At 63.0% G+C, this 15,576-nt stretch carries 12 protein-coding genes and 1 tRNA gene; 8 read left to right on the plus strand and 5 right to left on the minus strand.

Translation table 11 applies throughout. The features are described from left to right. The first annotated feature begins 113 nt into the window (after positions 1-113). On the plus strand, positions 114-1,244 hold the full coding sequence (locus FB009_RS04170) for a site-specific DNA-methyltransferase (protein ID WP_024311935.1): 1,131 nt from the start codon (positions 114-116) through the stop codon (positions 1,242-1,244). Positions 1,245-1,379: 135 nt separating this feature from the next. On the opposite strand, the gene FB009_RS04175 is transcribed toward FB009_RS04170, so the two are convergent. Next, a complete protein-coding gene (locus FB009_RS04175; protein ID WP_011974744.1) occupies positions 1,380-2,039 on the minus strand; it encodes an HAD family hydrolase in 660 nt (219 codons plus the stop codon). Positions 2,040-2,100: 61 nt separating this feature from the next. Further along, entirely contained in the window at positions 2,101-3,213 is a 1,113-nt protein-coding gene (mutY, locus tag FB009_RS04180; protein WP_011974745.1) for an A/G-specific adenine glycosylase, read from the minus strand. Positions 3,214-3,331: 118 nt separating this feature from the next. On the opposite strand from mutY, the gene FB009_RS04185 reads away from it, so the two are divergent. The 5 genes from FB009_RS04185 (at position 3,332) to ppdK (ending at position 11,980) form a co-directional block, all read left to right on the plus strand. Continuing rightward, positions 3,332-3,838 (plus strand): DUF721 domain-containing protein, encoded by a 507-nt coding sequence (locus FB009_RS04185; protein ID WP_011974746.1) that lies wholly within the window; start codon positions 3,332-3,334, stop codon positions 3,836-3,838. Positions 3,839-3,948: 110 nt separating this feature from the next. Then, positions 3,949-4,758, plus strand: a complete 810-nt coding sequence (locus FB009_RS04190) for a DsbA family protein (protein ID WP_011974747.1) — start codon at positions 3,949-3,951, stop codon at positions 4,756-4,758. Positions 4,759-4,837: 79 nt separating this feature from the next. Further along, positions 4,838-5,209: an endonuclease domain-containing protein gene (locus tag FB009_RS04195; protein ID WP_011974748.1), complete on the plus strand. Its 372-nt coding sequence runs from the start codon at positions 4,838-4,840 to the stop codon at positions 5,207-5,209. A 268-nt stretch (positions 5,210-5,477) separates the two neighbouring features. After that, positions 5,478-8,939 carry a chromosome segregation SMC family protein gene (locus FB009_RS04205; protein WP_145161463.1) on the plus strand — a complete coding sequence of 1,154 codons (3,462 nt, stop codon included), beginning with the start codon at positions 5,478-5,480 and terminating at the stop codon, positions 8,937-8,939. Positions 8,940-9,283: 344 nt separating this feature from the next. Continuing rightward, positions 9,284-11,980, plus strand: a complete 2,697-nt coding sequence (ppdK, locus tag FB009_RS04210) for a pyruvate, phosphate dikinase (protein WP_011974750.1) — start codon at positions 9,284-9,286, stop codon at positions 11,978-11,980. A 68-nt stretch (positions 11,981-12,048) separates the two neighbouring features. Here ppdK and FB009_RS04215 read toward each other — a convergent pair whose 3' ends face one another. Both FB009_RS04215 and FB009_RS04220 read right to left on the minus strand, forming a co-directional pair. Beyond that, positions 12,049-12,297, minus strand: coding sequence for a hypothetical protein (locus tag FB009_RS04215; protein WP_011974751.1), 249 nt, complete (start codon positions 12,295-12,297; stop codon positions 12,049-12,051). 172 nt (positions 12,298-12,469) lie between these two features. Beyond that, complete coding sequence (locus tag FB009_RS04220) at positions 12,470-12,859, minus strand: hypothetical protein (protein WP_011974752.1); 390 nt, start codon at positions 12,857-12,859, stop codon at positions 12,470-12,472. A gap of 313 nt (positions 12,860-13,172) precedes the next feature. On the opposite strand from FB009_RS04220, the gene FB009_RS04225 reads away from it, so the two are divergent. After that, the gene (locus FB009_RS04225; protein WP_011974753.1) at positions 13,173-14,081 is read left to right on the plus strand and encodes a DUF1499 domain-containing protein; all 909 of its coding nucleotides are present in this window, start codon (positions 13,173-13,175) and stop codon (positions 14,079-14,081) included. A 76-nt stretch (positions 14,082-14,157) separates the two neighbouring features. Here FB009_RS04225 and FB009_RS04230 read toward each other — a convergent pair whose 3' ends face one another. Beyond that, complete coding sequence (locus tag FB009_RS04230) at positions 14,158-15,066, minus strand: MBL fold metallo-hydrolase (protein ID WP_011974754.1); 909 nt, start codon at positions 15,064-15,066, stop codon at positions 14,158-14,160. A gap of 238 nt (positions 15,067-15,304) precedes the next feature. Between FB009_RS04230 and FB009_RS04235 the strand changes: the two genes are divergently transcribed. After that, a tRNA-Gln gene (locus FB009_RS04235) sits at positions 15,305-15,379 on the plus strand. The last annotated feature ends 197 nt before the right edge of the window (positions 15,380-15,576 follow it).

Raw genomic sequence — 15,576 nt, forward strand, 5'->3', positions numbered from 1 at the left:
CAGAGCGCCGCTGCGGCGGCGCAATTTTTTCCATCCTCCTTCAGGCTTTGGTAACCAACTTCGGTAACCATACGCCCATAGACAGTCCGAGTAAGCGTATTTGCGAGTTGCCAATGTCCTCAGTTGTTTCGCTTGCCGAAATCTCCCGTGCCGCCCGTCCTTTGAACTGGCTCGACAGCATCATCAAGGGGGATTGCGTGGCCGCGCTGAATGCTCTTCCCGACAATTCGGTCGATGTCGTCTTCGCCGACCCGCCCTATAATCTCCAACTCGGCGGCACGCTGCACCGGCCTGATCAGTCGCTGGTCGATGCGGTGGACGATGACTGGGACCAGTTTGCGTCCTTCGAAGCCTATGACGCCTTTACCCGCGCCTGGCTGCTCGCCTGCCGCCGCGTGCTGAAGCCCACCGGCACGCTCTGGGTCATCGGTTCCTACCACAATATCTTCCGGGTCGGCGCAATCCTTCAGGACCTGCATTTCTGGGTTCTGAACGATATCATCTGGCGCAAGACCAACCCGATGCCGAACTTCAAGGGGCGCCGCTTCCAGAACGCTCATGAAACGCTGATCTGGGCGACGCCGAACGCCAAGGCAAAGGGGTACACCTTCAATTATGAGGCGATGAAGGCGGCGAATGACGACGTTCAGATGCGTTCCGACTGGCTGTTCCCGATCTGCTCCGGTTCGGAGCGGCTGAAGGGAGACGACGGCAAGAAGGTGCACCCGACGCAAAAGCCGGAAGCGCTGCTTGCCCGCATTCTGATGGCCTCGACCAAACCCGGCGACGTTGTGCTCGATCCTTTCTTCGGCTCCGGCACCACCGGGGCAGTCGCAAAGCGCCTCGGCCGGCACTTTGTCGGCATCGAGCGCGAACAGGACTATATCGATGCAGCCGCCGAACGCATCGCGGCTGTCGAGCCTCTCGGCAAAGCGACGCTTTCCGTCATGACCGGCAAGAAAGCCGAGCCGCGTGTCGCCTTCAACACGCTCATCGAAAGCGGGCTCATCAAGCCCGGCACGGTTCTGACGGACGCGAAGCGCCGCTACAGCGCGATCGTTCGCGCCGACGGCACGCTGGCGTCCGGTGGCGAGGCTGGCTCCATTCACCGCCTTGGCGCGAAAGTGCAAGGCCTCGACGCCTGCAATGGCTGGACCTTCTGGCACTTCGAAGACGGAAGCGTGTTGAAGCCGATCGACGAGCTCAGATCCGTCATTCGAAACGACCTGGCAAAACTGAACTGATCAACCAGTTCCGCCGCGGTCTTCGATAGGCGCCGCCTCCGGTTTTCGTACCTTCAGTCCCGGAAAGCGCGCTTTAAACGCCCGGAATCCGAAGAGGATTCCGGGCGTTTGTATGAATGGCAGCCCATAGGGCGGTTATGGCGCGTCAGCCGCAATCAGGGAAGGTGCTGCGTGGTCCGAGGGCTGGACGCCATAGGCAGCAAGGTCACGTTTCAGCTTGTCAGGATCGGTGAACTGAACCGCGTGCCAGCCGGCCGCCCGCGCGCCTTCGACATTGGCCGGGCTGTCGTCGATGAAGAGCGTCGCGCCCGGGTCGAGGCCGAACGTCCGGGCATGAGTCTGATAGATGGCGCGATCCGGTTTGATGAGCCTCACATCGCCGGAGACTGTGACACCGCGCGGCAGGGTCAGGAAGGGATAAAGCTTCTGCGCCTCACGGAAGGTATCCGAGGCGAAATTGGTCAGCATCGTCACGTCCCAGCCATCGGCGATCAGGCCTTCCATGATTCCGACCGTCTCCGCATAGGCGTGCGGCACCATTTCATGCCAGTGCCGGCGAAACGCGCGGATGTGATCTGCCCGGTCCGGATAGTCGCGGATGAGGAGGGCTTCCGCCTCCTGCCAGGAACGGCCGCGGTCCTGCTCTATGTTCCAGTCCGAGGTGCAGACATTGGCGAAGAACCAGTTGCGTTCCGACTCGTCCGGGATGAGGCGGGAGAAAGGGAGGTTCGGATCGTAATGGATCAGCACCTTGCCGATGTCGAAAACGATGTGGCGGATGTCGACGCTGTTCATTGTTGTTCCTGTGGATCCTCTTGCTTGGGATACGAAATGGAGCAGCAAGGTGCCTCGTCATTTATCCCGCTGCGAACGCGTGCGGTATAGCCTTGGCGATCGCCTTTTTCATGACGGTCGGAAGGGCCTGCGCCTTCAGGGAGTCGAGCGGCTCCCACCATCCGCTCGTCCCAGCCGGTGCCGCTCCCGCGCCGGCTCCCCCTTCACTGACTCGCACGACACTGGCTCGAAACACCGAGAGGCGCAACTCGAAATGCGTGAAGACGTGACTGACGGTCCCGCACGGCTCCCAGGGCGCGGGGAAGGGGTGAGCGTCGACCGAAGTGTCGCCGTCGCGGCGTGAGGTCCACTCCGTACCCGGGATCTCGGTCATGCCGCCAAGGAGACCCGTTTCCGGCCGCTTGCGGAGATAGACCGCCTCGCAGTCGTCGATCGCGACGAAGGCGGCACCAAGCCGCAGCGGCTTCTCCTTCCTTGGGGCCTTGCGCGGGAACGTCTCCGGGTCGGCGATTTTCAGCGCCCGGCAATCGGCGCGGAACGGACAGAGCGAACAGGCGGGCCGTTTCGGCGTGCAGATCGTCGCGCCGAGATCCATCATCGCCTGGGCGAAGTCCCCCGGCCGGCCGAGGGGCGTCAGGGTGTGGACGAGAGCCCGCATTTCGGGCTTCGCCGCCGGCAGCGGCGTTTCGACGGCATGGAGGCGCGAGATCACGCGCTCGACATTGCCGTCGAGAACGGCACTTCTTCGGTTGAAGGCGATGGCGGCGATGGCTGCGGCGGTGTAGTCGCCGATCCCCGGCAGCGCCTTCAGTTCCTCTTCTCGATCCGGGAAACGGCCGCCATGATCGCGGACGACCGCTTCGGCACATTTTTTCAGATTGCGCGCGCGGGCGTAATATCCGAGGCCGGCCCAGGCCTTCATCACATCCTCGGTATCCGCTGCGGCGAGGTCGCCGACCGTTGGCCACAGGGCGAGGAATTTCTGAAAATAGGCCTTGACCGCCTTCACCGTGGTCTGTTGAAGCATCACCTCCGACAGCCACACATGGTAGGGATCGGCAACTGCGCCTTTTCGCGCCATCGGTGGCGAGATCCGCCACGGCAGGTCGCGGTGGTGCCGGTCGTACCAGCCGAGGAGAAGGGCAGCGGCGTCCGTCGCCGGTTCGGGCGTCATTTGCAGGGGAGTCCTATTCGGGCTTATACTTTGAAAAGCTTGATCGCTCCGCGCAGGGAAACATGCGGCAGGCAGAGCTGCAAGGCACCGATCGCAATTGCAAACAGAAAGTCGTTCCGTGAGTGAAGGAAAGTCCCGCCGGGGCGTCGTTCAGATCAGCGAAGTCGCCAATGGCCTGATTGATCCGGTGCTGGCGAAGCGTGCCGGCATCAATACGATGCTGCTCGGTTCGTGGGACGAGATCGCGGGATCGGAATTTGCCGATTGCACCCGGCCGGAGAAGATTGCCTGGCCGCGTCGCGCTTCCGAAATGACCGGCGAAGGCGGCCATCAACCGGGTGTGCTGACGGTGGCCTGCGAGGGCGCCCGGGCGCTTTTCCTGACGCATGCTCAAGGCGAACTTATCCAGCGGATCAACGGGTTCTTCGGCTTCCATGCGATCGGTCAGCTGCGCATCGTGCAGAAGCCGGTCGCGCCGCCTCCCAAGCGCTACAGTCGACCGAAACCGCTGGTCGGGGAAGCTGCCCGGCGGCTGGAAACCATGATGGAGGGCGTCGAGAGCGAGGCTTTGAAGGCGGCGTTGAAGCGGCTCGGGACGGCCGTTCTGTCGCCAAAACGACGCTGACGGTCACAATTGTTTGAACTCTGTTGAAACGCCCCCTCTTGTCGCCCTGCACGCGGCAAGTTATCGAAACCACGCTTTAATTTTCCTCGAGTAGAACACGGGTCCCCTCCATGTCCGCTTCCCAAATAAGCCTTCCGAAACGCCTGCTGAGCGGCGTCGCCGTTGCAATGCTCGCTCTGGCGCTTGCGGCCTGCAGCGATGAAAAGCAGGAGGCTGCCTCGACGGCCCCCACGGAGACGACGGCTACCCCGGATACGACGACCACCGCCTCGACGGCTGCGAAACCAGCCGCCTTGAGCGAGGCGAAGCCAGCGGCGGAAGTGGCGCAGGCATCGACCCCTGCCGCAAAGGTGGAATTGCCGACGCCGGAGGGAACGGTCGACGCGGCGAAGCTTCTCGAGCCCGGCGCGCTGCCGGAGATGGCGTTGGGAGAGGCCAGCGCGCCGGTCACGATCGTCGAATATATGTCGATGACCTGCCCGCATTGCGCCAATTTCCACAACGACACCTTCGATGCGATCAAGACGAAATATGTCGACAGCGGCAAGGTGCGCTTCATCGTCCGCGAATTCCCGTTCGACCCGCGCGCCGCCGCCGCCTTCATGCTGGCCCGTTGCGCACCGGAAGGGCAATATTTCCCGATGATTTCCATGCTGTTCAAACAGCAGGAACAGTGGGCGGCCGCGCAGAACGGCCGCGATGCACTGCTGCAATTGTCGAAACTTGCCGGTTTTACACAGGAGAGCTTCGAGGCCTGCTTGACGAACCAAAAACTTCTGGATGATGTGAATGCCGTGATGCAGAGGGGCGCCAAGGAATTCGGCGTCAAGTCGACACCGACCTTCTTCGTCAATGGTGAGCACTATTCGGGGGACATGTCGGTTGACGTTATGTCGGCCCTCATCGACAGCAAGCTCTGATCCTTCGCTTTTTAATCCGACGGGCGACGGCGGTAGCCGTGCGCCCGTTTTTCGTATCGCGCATTCGCGGGGCTTCGCCATGCCTCATGCTGACGTATCGCCGGAAGCTCGCGACAATGCGCGCCGCATGCGCAGTGCGATGACGGAGGCGGAGGTAAAGCTCTGGAACGAACTGCGCGCGCATCGGCTGATGGGGCTTGATTTTCGCCGGCAAGTTCCGATCGCTGGTTACATAGTGGATTTCGCCTGCGCCGAGCATCGATTGATCGTCGGGATCGATGGGTCGCAGCATGCCGGAGCGGAGGAAGCCGATTGCGATCGGCGGCGTACGCAGCGTCTCGAAGCGCGGGGCTGGACGGTTCTGCGCTTTTGGAACGATGACGTGCTGCGAGATGTGAACGACGTGTGCGAGCATATTGTCCGTGTGATCGGGAAGGGGGCGACTGAGTGAAGCGCTTGTGGCTCACCCCCCTCTGCCCTGCCGGGCATCTTCCCCTCAAGGGGGGAGGTCGGCCGGAAGCAAGGCTTCACACAAAGTCAGCATCGAAGATTGCGATACAGGCCCTCTCCGCCCTCCAGATAAAAGGGCGTTGGTGGAGCGAGACGCTGCCACTTGCCGATCTCCCCCCTTGCGGGGGAGATGCCCGGCAGGGCAGAGGGGGGTATAGGCCTCGCAGAGGGGGGTATGGACATACGCCGTCCACCCCAGAGTACCCCGCATGAAGTTCACCAAGCTGCGCCTGCTCGGCTTCAAGTCCTTCGTCGAACCGACGGAGTTCATCATCGAACGTGGGCTTACCGGAGTCGTCGGCCCGAACGGCTGCGGCAAGTCCAATCTCGTCGAGGCGCTCCGCTGGGTAATGGGCGAGAACTCCTACAAGAACATGCGTGCCTCCGGCATGGATGACGTGATCTTTTCCGGATCCGGCAATCGTCCGGCGCGCAATACGGCCGAGGTCGGTCTCTATCTAGACAATAGCGACCGGACCGCCCCGGCAGCCTTTAACGATAGCGACGAGATTCAGGTGACGCGCCGCATCGAGCGCGAGCAGGGTTCGGTCTACCGCATCAACGGCAAGGAGGCGCGCGCCAAGGATGTGCAGTTGCTGTTTGCCGACGCGTCCACCGGTGCCCGCTCGCCCTCAATGGTGGGCCAGGGGCGCATCGGCGAGCTGATCGCCGCCAAGCCCCAGGCGCGCCGTCAACTGCTCGAAGAGGCGGCCGGTATTTCCGGCCTGCATTCGCGCCGTCACGAAGCGGAGCTGCGCCTGAAGGCTGCCGAGACGAATCTCGAGCGACTCGATGACGTCACCTCGCAGCTTGAAAGCCAGATCGAAAGCCTCAAGCGCCAGTCGCGCCAGGCCAACCGCTTCAAGATGCTGTCGGCCGAAATCCGCCGGCACGAGGCCATCCTGTTCCATATCCGCTGGATTCAGGCCAAGGAGGCGGAAGCCGAGGCGACCAGTCAGCTGAACCAGGTCACTGCACTTGTTGCCGAGACGGCGCAGTCGCAGATGGAAGCGGCCAAAGCGCAGGCAATTACGAGCCTCAAGCTGCCGGAACTGCGCCAGAATGAAGCGAAGCTCGCAGCGGCGCTGCAGCGCCTGCAAATTGCGCGTGCGCAGCTTGAGGAGGATGCCGGCCGGATCCTGCGGCGCCGGGAGGAGCTGCAGCGGCGGCTGGCGCAACTGTCGGAGGACATCGCCCGCGAGGAGCGGCTGGTCGCCGACAATGCCGGCATTCTCGCCCGCCTCGATCAGGAGGAGGAGGAACTGCGAGACGCGCTGGCCGAGGCGGACGATCGTAGCCTGGAGGCGCGGGAAAGGCTCGAGGAGGCCAACGAAAAGCTTGCCGCAAGCGAAGGCGCACTTGCTCGCGTTACGGCCGAACGGGCCGAGGCGCAGGCGGCGCGCAACCAGATCGAGAGAGCGCTGCGCGATCTTTCCGAGCGCCAGGCGCGACTTGCGCGGCAGCTCGCGGATCAGGCGCGCGAACTCGACGATCTCGACGGTCGGATGGCGAGCCTTCCCGACCCGGACGAGAAGAGAGAGCAAGTGGAGCATGCGGAGGCGTCGATGGAGGAGGCTGAGGCAGCGGTTTCCGCCGTCGAGGAGAGCCTTGCCGAAGCCCGCGCCGCCGAAACCGCCACACGCCCGCCGGTCGATCAGGCCCGGGCGCGGCTGAACGGCATCGAGACGGAGGCACGAACGATCCGCCGCATGCTCGAGGCGGCTGGCGCCAGCACCTTTCCGGCCGTCGTGGAGAGCCTGAAAGTCGAGCGCGGCTTCGAGGCGGCGCTTGGTGCGGCGCTTGGCGACGATCTGGACTCGTCCCTGGAACAGGCGGCGCCGGCACACTGGCGCATGCCGGGCGATGATGCGGACGACCCGGCATTGCCATCCGGTGTCCTGCCTTTGATCGATTTCGTCCAGGGACCGGAGGCGCTGAGGCGAACGCTACGGCAGATCGGACTCGTCCAGAGTGAAGATGAGGCGGAGCAACTGCTGCCCTTCCTGAGGGCCGGGCAACGGCTGGTGACGAGGCAAGGCGCAGTCTGGCGTTGGGACGGCCATGTTGCCGGCTCGGAGGCGCCCAGCGCCGCAGCCCTGAGGCTGGCCCAGAAGAACCGGCTCTTTGAGCTCGAGGGTGAAGCGGAGGCGGCGAGCGGGGCTTTGTCGAAGGCAGAGGCGGACCTCGCGGCTGCCGGTGCCCGCATTCGCGGCGAGGACGAGCGCCTGAGGCTTTCGCGCGAGGCGCAGCGCATGCGCGCCCGGCAGCTCGCCGAAGCGCGCGACGCATTGGCCATCGCCGAGCGAGCCTCCGGCGATCTTGCGCGCCGACGCGCGGTTCTCGCCGAGACCAAGCTTCAGATCGAGGGCCAGGCGGAGGAGATCGCCGAGCAGATCGAGGTCGCCAACGAGGCCTTCGCAGATCAGCCGGACCCAGCAGAGCTCGACCGTCATCTGAGCGATCGGACAGCCGAAGTCGCCACCGACCGTGCGGCGGCGGCCGAGGCTCGCGCCGCCCATGACGGTCTTGCGCGCGAAAACAACGAGCGGCACAGGCGGCTTATGGCCATTGCCGGGGAGCGGGAGACCTGGGGCGCCAGGGCGGCGAGCGCCGAGAATCACATTGCGACGCTTCGCGAACGGGAGGCGGAAGCGCAAGAAGAGGTCGAAGAACTGCTCGAAGCCCCTGACGCGTTCGACGAGAAGCGCCGCGCCCTGATGATCGAGTTGCAGAAGGCGGAAGCATCGCGTCGCGAGGCGGCCGACAACCTTGCCGAAGCGGAGAGCCGCCAGCGCGAATCGGACCGCCAGGCCGCCACTGCGCTTTCGGAGCTGGCCGAGGCACGTGAGAAGCGCGGCCGTGCCGAAGAGAGGCTTGTTTCGGCGCGCGAGCGGCGGCTCGAGATAGAGGCGCGCATTCTCGAAGCACTTTCCTGCGCCCCCCATGAAGTGATGCGGCTGACCGGCCTTGCCGCCAACGAGGCCCTACCCGACATGCGCAGTGTGGAACGGGAAGTCGAGCGGCTGAAGATCGAGCGGGAACGGCTTGGCGCAGTCAACCTGCGCGCCGACGAGGAGCAGAAGGAGCTTTCGGAGCGGCTCGCGGCGCTGCTCAAGGAACGTGACGACGTCATCGAGGCAATCCGCAGGTTGAGAAGCGCCATTCAGAACCTCAATCGCGAGGGACGCGAGCGGCTGATCGCCGCTTTCGATGTGGTCAACGTGCAGTTCCAGCGGCTTTTCACGCATCTCTTCGGCGGCGGCACCGCGGAACTGCAACTCATCGAAAGCGACGATCCTCTGGAAGCCGGGCTCGAAATTCTTGCCCGTCCGCCTGGCAAGAAGCCTCAGACGATGACGCTGCTTTCGGGCGGCGAACAGGCGCTGACCGCCATGGCGCTGATTTTTGCGGTGTTTCTCACCAATCCGGCGCCGATCTGCGTGCTCGATGAGGTGGACGCGCCGCTCGACGACCACAATGTCGAGCGCTATTGCAACCTGATGGACGAAATGGCTCTCTCGACTGAGACCCGTTTCGTCATCATCACCCACAATCCGATTACAATGGCCCGGATGAACCGCCTGTTCGGAGTCACAATGGCGGAGCAGGGCGTTTCGCAGCTCGTCTCGGTCGATCTGCAGACGGCGGAGCGCATGCGTGAAGCCGTTTGAGGCGGTTCTTCCGCCGCGCCGTCGCGGATCGCGAATTTGATGCACTGCAACAAAAATCTTCGCCGAGTGCATTTTCAGCCTCGAACATATACTGTAGATCGTGATGGAGCATTTCCGCTTTTCTCCGAATTGCGGGATTGCTGTGATCTTTTGTTTTTCCGCAATTCCGAACGGAAAACCGCTACGCACTTTTCCTGGAATTGCTCTGGATCACGATTGCTTTCGGGTCGACTCGACCAAAGGCATCGTGATCGAATTAATACGTTAGAGCGGGATGCGGGCGGAAAACCGTGCACACCTTTCCTCATCCCGCTCTAGACGACTGTTTCGGGTGGAGAACAGGCATGGCGAAATGGGTATATACCTTTGGCGCGGGAGAGGCCGAAGGGAGTGCGGAAGATCGCGACCGGCTGGGCGGCAAGGGTGCCAATCTCGCTGAAATGTGCAATCTCGGGCTGCCGGTGCCGCCTGGTCTGACGATCGTCACGGCCGCCTGCAACAGCTATCTCGAGAACGGTTGCAGCATGCCGGAGGGATTGCGCGAGCAGGTCCGTGAGGGCATCGCCCGGATGGAGAAAATCACTGGACGCGTCTTCGGCGATACCAATCGTCCGCTGCTTCTGTCGGTCCGTTCAGGCGCGCGTGCGTCCATGCCGGGGATGATGGACACGGTCCTGAACCTCGGCCTCAACGATCAGTCCGTGCATGCGCTCGGGCACGATGCCGGCGACGCGCGCTTTGCCTGGGACAGCTACCGCCGCTTCATCCAGATGTATGGCGATGTGGTGCTGGGGGTAGATCACGAAGTCTTCGAGGAAATCCTGGAAGATGAGAAGGCGCGCCTCGGCCACGAGCAGGATACGGAACTCTCCGCCGTCGAATGGCAGCACGTGATCGCGCGCTACAAGGAGGCTATCGAGGAAGTGCTCGGCATGCCTTTTCCGCAGGAACCTGAAATCCAGCTCTGGGGTGCGATCGGTGCCGTCTTTTCCAGCTGGATGAACCCGCGCGCCATTACCTACCGCCATCTTCACGGCATACCGGCCGGCTGGGGCACCGCCGTCAATGTGCAGGCCATGGTCTTCGGCAATCTCGGCAATTCCTCCGCGACCGGGGTCGCCTTCACGCGCAACCCCTCGACCGGCGTAAAAGAGCTTTATGGCGAGTTTCTCGTCAATGCTCAGGGCGAGGACGTCGTCGCCGGCATCCGCACGCCGCAGAACATAACCGAGGAAGCCCGTATCGCATCCGGTTCGGACAAGCCGTCCCTGCAAAAGCTGATGCCGGAGGCCTTTGCCGAGTTCGAAAGGATCTGCAACGCACTCGAGCGACACTATCGCGACATGCAGGACATCGAATTCACGATCGAGCGCGGCAAGCTGTGGATGCTGCAGACGCGTTCCGGCAAGCGGACGGCCAAGTCAGCGCTGAAGATTGCCGTCGACATGGCAGAGGAGGGGCTGATTTCCAAGGAGGAGGCCGTTGCGCGCATCGATCCTGCTTCGCTCGACCAGCTTCTGCATCCGACTATCGACCCCCACGCCCGCCGCGACATCATCGGCTCCGGCCTGCCGGCCTCGCCGGGCGCGGCGACGGGCGAGATCGTCTTTACCTCTGACGAGGCGGTACAGGCCGTCAAGGAGGGCCGCAAGGTCATCCTTGTCCGGGTGGAGACGAGCCCGGAAGACATTCATGGCATGCATGCTGCCGAAGGCATCCTGACGACGCGGGGCGGTATGACGAGCCATGCGGCCGTCGTCGCCCGCGGCATGGGGATCCCTTGCGTGTCGGGCGCGGGCAGCATCCGCGTCGATCAGCGAAACGAGCTCCTGATCGCCGCGAGCGTAACGCTCAAGAAAGGAGACGTGATCACCATAGACGGCTCCTCGGGCCAGGTGCTGAAGGGTGAAATCCCGATGCTGCAGCCGGAGCTTTCAGGCGATTTCGGTAAGATCATGCAATGGGCCGATGCAAGCCGCCGCATGACCGTGCGAACAAATGCAGAGACCCCTGCCGATGCCCGCGCCGCCCGCTCCTTCGGTGCCGAGGGCATCGGCCTCTGCCGTACCGAGCACATGTTTTTCGAGGACGACCGCATCAATGTGATGCGTGAAATGATCCTGGCGGAAGACGAGGCGGGCCGGCGTGCCGCACTTGCCAAACTTCTGCCGATGCAGCGTTCAGACTTCGTCGAGCTCTTTTCCATCATGCACGGACTGCCGGTTACGATCCGTCTTCTCGACCCGCCGCTCCATGAGTTCCTGCCGAAGACCGACGAAGAGATCGCAGAGGTTGCGCGCGGGTTGGCGCTCGACCCGGCGGATTTGCGCCAGCGGGTCGATGCCTTGCATGAGTTCAATCCGATGCTCGGGCATCGCGGCTGCCGCCTTGCGATTTCCTATCCGGAGATTGCCGAGATGCAGGCCCGGGCAATATTCGAGGCGGCGGTCAAGGCTGCTGAGGATACCGGCGCCGCCGTCGTTCCCGAAATCATGGTGCCGCTTGTCGGGCTGCGCGCCGAGCTCGACTATGTAAAGGCTCGCATCGAGGCTGTCGCCAATGAGGTCATCGACGAGGCCGGCGTGAACATCGATTACCTGATCGGCACGATGATCGAGCTGCCGCGGGCAGCGCTGCGGGCGGGCGCGATCGCCGAGTCAGCCGACTTCTTTTCTTTCGGCACCAACGATCTGACGCAGACGACCTTCGGCATTTCGCGTGACGACGCCGCCCTGTTCCTGGCCACTTACCAGCAGAAGGGCATCATCGAGCAGGATCCCTTCGTTTCGCTCGACTTCGAAGGCGTGGGCGAATTGATCCAGATCGCGGCGGAGCGGGGGCGGCGGACGAAGAACGGCTTGAAACTCGGTATCTGCGGCGAACACGGCGGCGATCCCGCCTCGATACGCTTCTGCGAAGAGGCGGGCTTGGATTACGTGTCCTGCTCCCCTTTTCGGGTACCGATCGCGAGACTTGCGGCCGCGCAAGCGACGATCAACGGCCGCGACGCCGCCAAGGTTCAAGCTCTGGCAGCGAGCTGATCCCACACGTGACGGCGATCCCCCTCATTTGGCCTGCTCCAGTCTGAGTTTGCGACCGGCAGAGCCGGTCAACGCCAATAATACGGACCGTGCAGGAAGACGTCGTTGTCATATCGGAAAGCGCGCGATTCAGCGCGGCGGTCGAGGTCAATGCGTTGCAGGCAGGTTGCGAAAGCGTCCGTGCCTCTCCTGAAACCGTAGGAGGCGCAGGTATTTTCATCTCGCGCCCGCCTTTCCTGCGGCGACATCGTCTGGCACGCGGCCAGCAGAAGTCCCGCGGCTGCGAGGCCGAGCAGTCTTGTCGTCATCGTCCTCATATTTACCTCCTGATCGGCACCCATTTGCGGGGACAGAGATCGGCGGCATTCCGGTGCATGGCAGGCATGATGACGCAACGCATGAGATGAAGTCCGTGAGAGCGATTCAATCGGACCGCTATCATGCGCCGGTGCCCATGACTGGTCAATTGGCCGCCCGCGCGTGTGGTGGTTACATCCGCTCGAGGACGCCGACGAAGGATTCGGCGAAGCTTCTGAGGCCGGCCGTGCGTTCGCTCGGCTGCTCCACGCGCAGTGTGGTACCGTCCTGAGCAAGACAGATGAACAGGATGATTGGTGTCTTGTCCTCCGCCTGGCCGTGACGGACCGCCGCGATCGTCGCACAATCATCGACAAGGCCCGATGCCGGAAGGATGAAGAGCAACTCGGCGCCTATGTCGTCAGCCACCTTGTGAGTGAAGCCGACGAAATCCTCCTTCTTCCCGGAAAAACGGTCGAGTGAAAGCTCCAACTCGAGAAGCGCCATGGGGATCGCTGTTTCGCCGGCCGGAGGTGGCGGGGCGGGGAGGGCAATGTCCATGCTGGACTGAGGTGCGGCCATGATGTCTCTCCGTTGTTTCGCCGGGCCTTTTGCCGGCGACGACAGCCTGTGACTCCAGATGCCTGCGGCGGCCGGCGTCTCAGACGCGCAAAGGTCGCTGCCGAAATAGTTAACATGAATAGGTGGTTAACGAGGATGGCAATTTTGCGGCACGCGCGTGAGTGGTGCCGCCTTGATTTCCACCCGCGTCGTCTTATTCGTCTCCGGCGCCGATCTCGATCCGCTCTGGACCGAAAGATACAGGTTTGCACCGCCGGAGGCATGGTCTAAGAAAGGCGAGGTCCTTTTCCGCCTCGGAGATTGATTCCGTTAGATGATTGTCCGATACGAGCGTCCCTATTCCTACGCGGCCCATTGGGCGCGCCGCATCGCCCGCATCGCCTTCATCATTTTTCTGCTGTCGCTGCTGTCGCATCGTTTCGGCCCTCTGACGACGCCACACTTTCTGGCGATGGCGCTGGCCGCCGGAGCCCTCGCTCTCTTTGCCGTCGTGCTGGCAACGATCGGACTTGCGCGCCTTTGGCAGGTGGCGGCGATCGGCGGCACCGCTTCCGTCTCGGCACTCATCTATGCGGCACTTCCGCTTTGCTTCCTCGGCTACGGGGCGGTGCAATACCTGACTCGGCCGGCACTTTATGAGGTCAGTACAGACACGGTCACGCCGCCACCCTGGATCAGGACCCCGGCAACGGCGGAAACCTGGCTCGGGCGCAAGCGTGCCGTGGCGCCGGAAGACCGCCAGGCGCAGGTCGAAGCCTATCCGGGGCTTACCGGCCGGCGCTATGAAGGGGCGCTCGACCGCGTATTCCAGGGGGTGCGCAAGGTTGTCGAGCATACGCGAGTTGCCACTACCGCAGAGTTCGGCGTCGACAATGCGCAGGCCGATCTGGAAGACTTGGCCGTTCGGCCTGAGGCAGGCGCGGATGCGAATGCGGGCCCGAACGTCATACCCGTTCCGACCGCACGCCCCGCACAACTGCTCGACGGCGGCATGCCGGGAAGGCGATCCAGCGACGTCGTGCTGCAAGGCGAGTGGCGGAGCCTGATCGTCGGGTTCCGCTTCGACGTACTCATCAGGTTGCGCGAAGAAGCAGAAACCACCTTCGTAGATTTGCGCGTGGCCTCACGCTACGGCCGTCATGACCTTGGCATGGGAGCGATGTTCGCGGAGGAGTTCCTGCGCGATCTCGACGCCGAGCTCCTGGGGATTGCAGGAGACTAGGTCACGCGGCCGGGTCGATTTAATACCATGAACGTCGAGGGTTACGATGAATTGAGGCGCCGGGTACCGGCAGCCCTCATGCCAGCCGGTAAACGCTGTTTAGCGCAGGCGGCCCCTCGGTTTCGACGCGGCCCTGTTCGATGAGGTCCTCGATATGCGCGAGCATAGAGAGTGCGGCTGCACCATGCAGTCGCGGGTCGGTCGAGGCATAGATCACCTTCACCATGTCTGCGATGTGGCGGTCGCCCGCGCGCAGGCGTTCGAGCACTGCACGCTCGCGCATCTTGCGATGCGCCTTGAGTGCCCGCACGAAGGAGGCAGGCTCGTTGACCGGGCCGCCGTGCCCGGGCAAATAGAGCCGGTCGTCGCGCTCGAGCAGCTTGTCGAGCGAGGCCATGTATTCGGCCATGGACCCATCCGGCGGTGCGACGATGCTCGTCGCCCAGGCCATCACATGATCGGCTGAAAAAAGGATGTCTGTTGTATCGAGCGCAAAGGCCAGGTGGTTGGCCGTGTGCCCCGGCGTCGCCACCGCCGTCAGACTCCAGCCGTCGCCTTCGACGCGTGCGCCGTTTGGAAGCGCGAGATCGGGCACGAAGTCCATGTCCGAACTTTCGGCGAAGGGATTGACCTCGCCGGCATGCAATGGCCGGGCCGCCCGGTGCGGGCCTTCGCCGACGACCGTCGCACCTGTCTCCCCGGCAAGCCTGCGGACGAGTGGTGAGTGGTCGCTGTGTGTGTGGCTGACGGCGATATGCGTCACTTCGCGCCCCTGAAGGGCATTCATCAGCGCATGGAAATGCGCGTCGTCGTCCGGGCCCGGATCAATCACGGCGACCGACTTGTGGCCGACGATGTAGGTATTTGTGCCGTGGAAGGTGAAGGGACCGGGATTGTTGACCGTTATGCGCTGCACACCCTTGGCCACGCGCACCGCCTCGCCGTGGGCGGGCCTGAAATCGAGTTCGAATTCCGGAGCTTTCATGTATCTGGGCCTTCTTCTGCATTTGGCCTGGCGGGCAGTCCGACCATAGGCCAAAGGGTAAACGGAGGAAACTACGTCCTGTGAGCCCAAGATTGCGGCCAGAACCGTAAAGAGATAAATCTGCGCAGGAAACAAAGTTAAGCATTGTGAGCGCGCACGAGCTTTGCTAATCAGGCGCTCGATTTGGCGAAGTGATTTCCTGCCGGTTTCATTGGCCAGTTTCGTTGGCCAGTTTAGTTGGGGCGTAGCCAAGCGGTAAGGCAGCGGTTTTTGGTACCGCCATTCCCTGGTTCGAATCCAGGCGCCCCAGCCAAGTCTCTCTGCACAGTGACCGGTGAGTCGAACGGCGCTGCGTCGCGTCCGCCGTTTATGCGGGCTTTCGGGGTGCGCCGCTACCAATCCAGGTTGTGTCGACGCGTCATCGCCAATTTATTGGCGAGGCGGGTTGGATATTTCGGCCGGCAAAACTATTGTTCCCCTGCAAAATCACAGGCTCGGCTTTGCCACGCC

Source organism: Sinorhizobium medicae, from assembly GCF_007827695.1.
GTDB lineage: Bacteria > Pseudomonadota > Alphaproteobacteria > Rhizobiales > Rhizobiaceae > Sinorhizobium > Sinorhizobium medicae.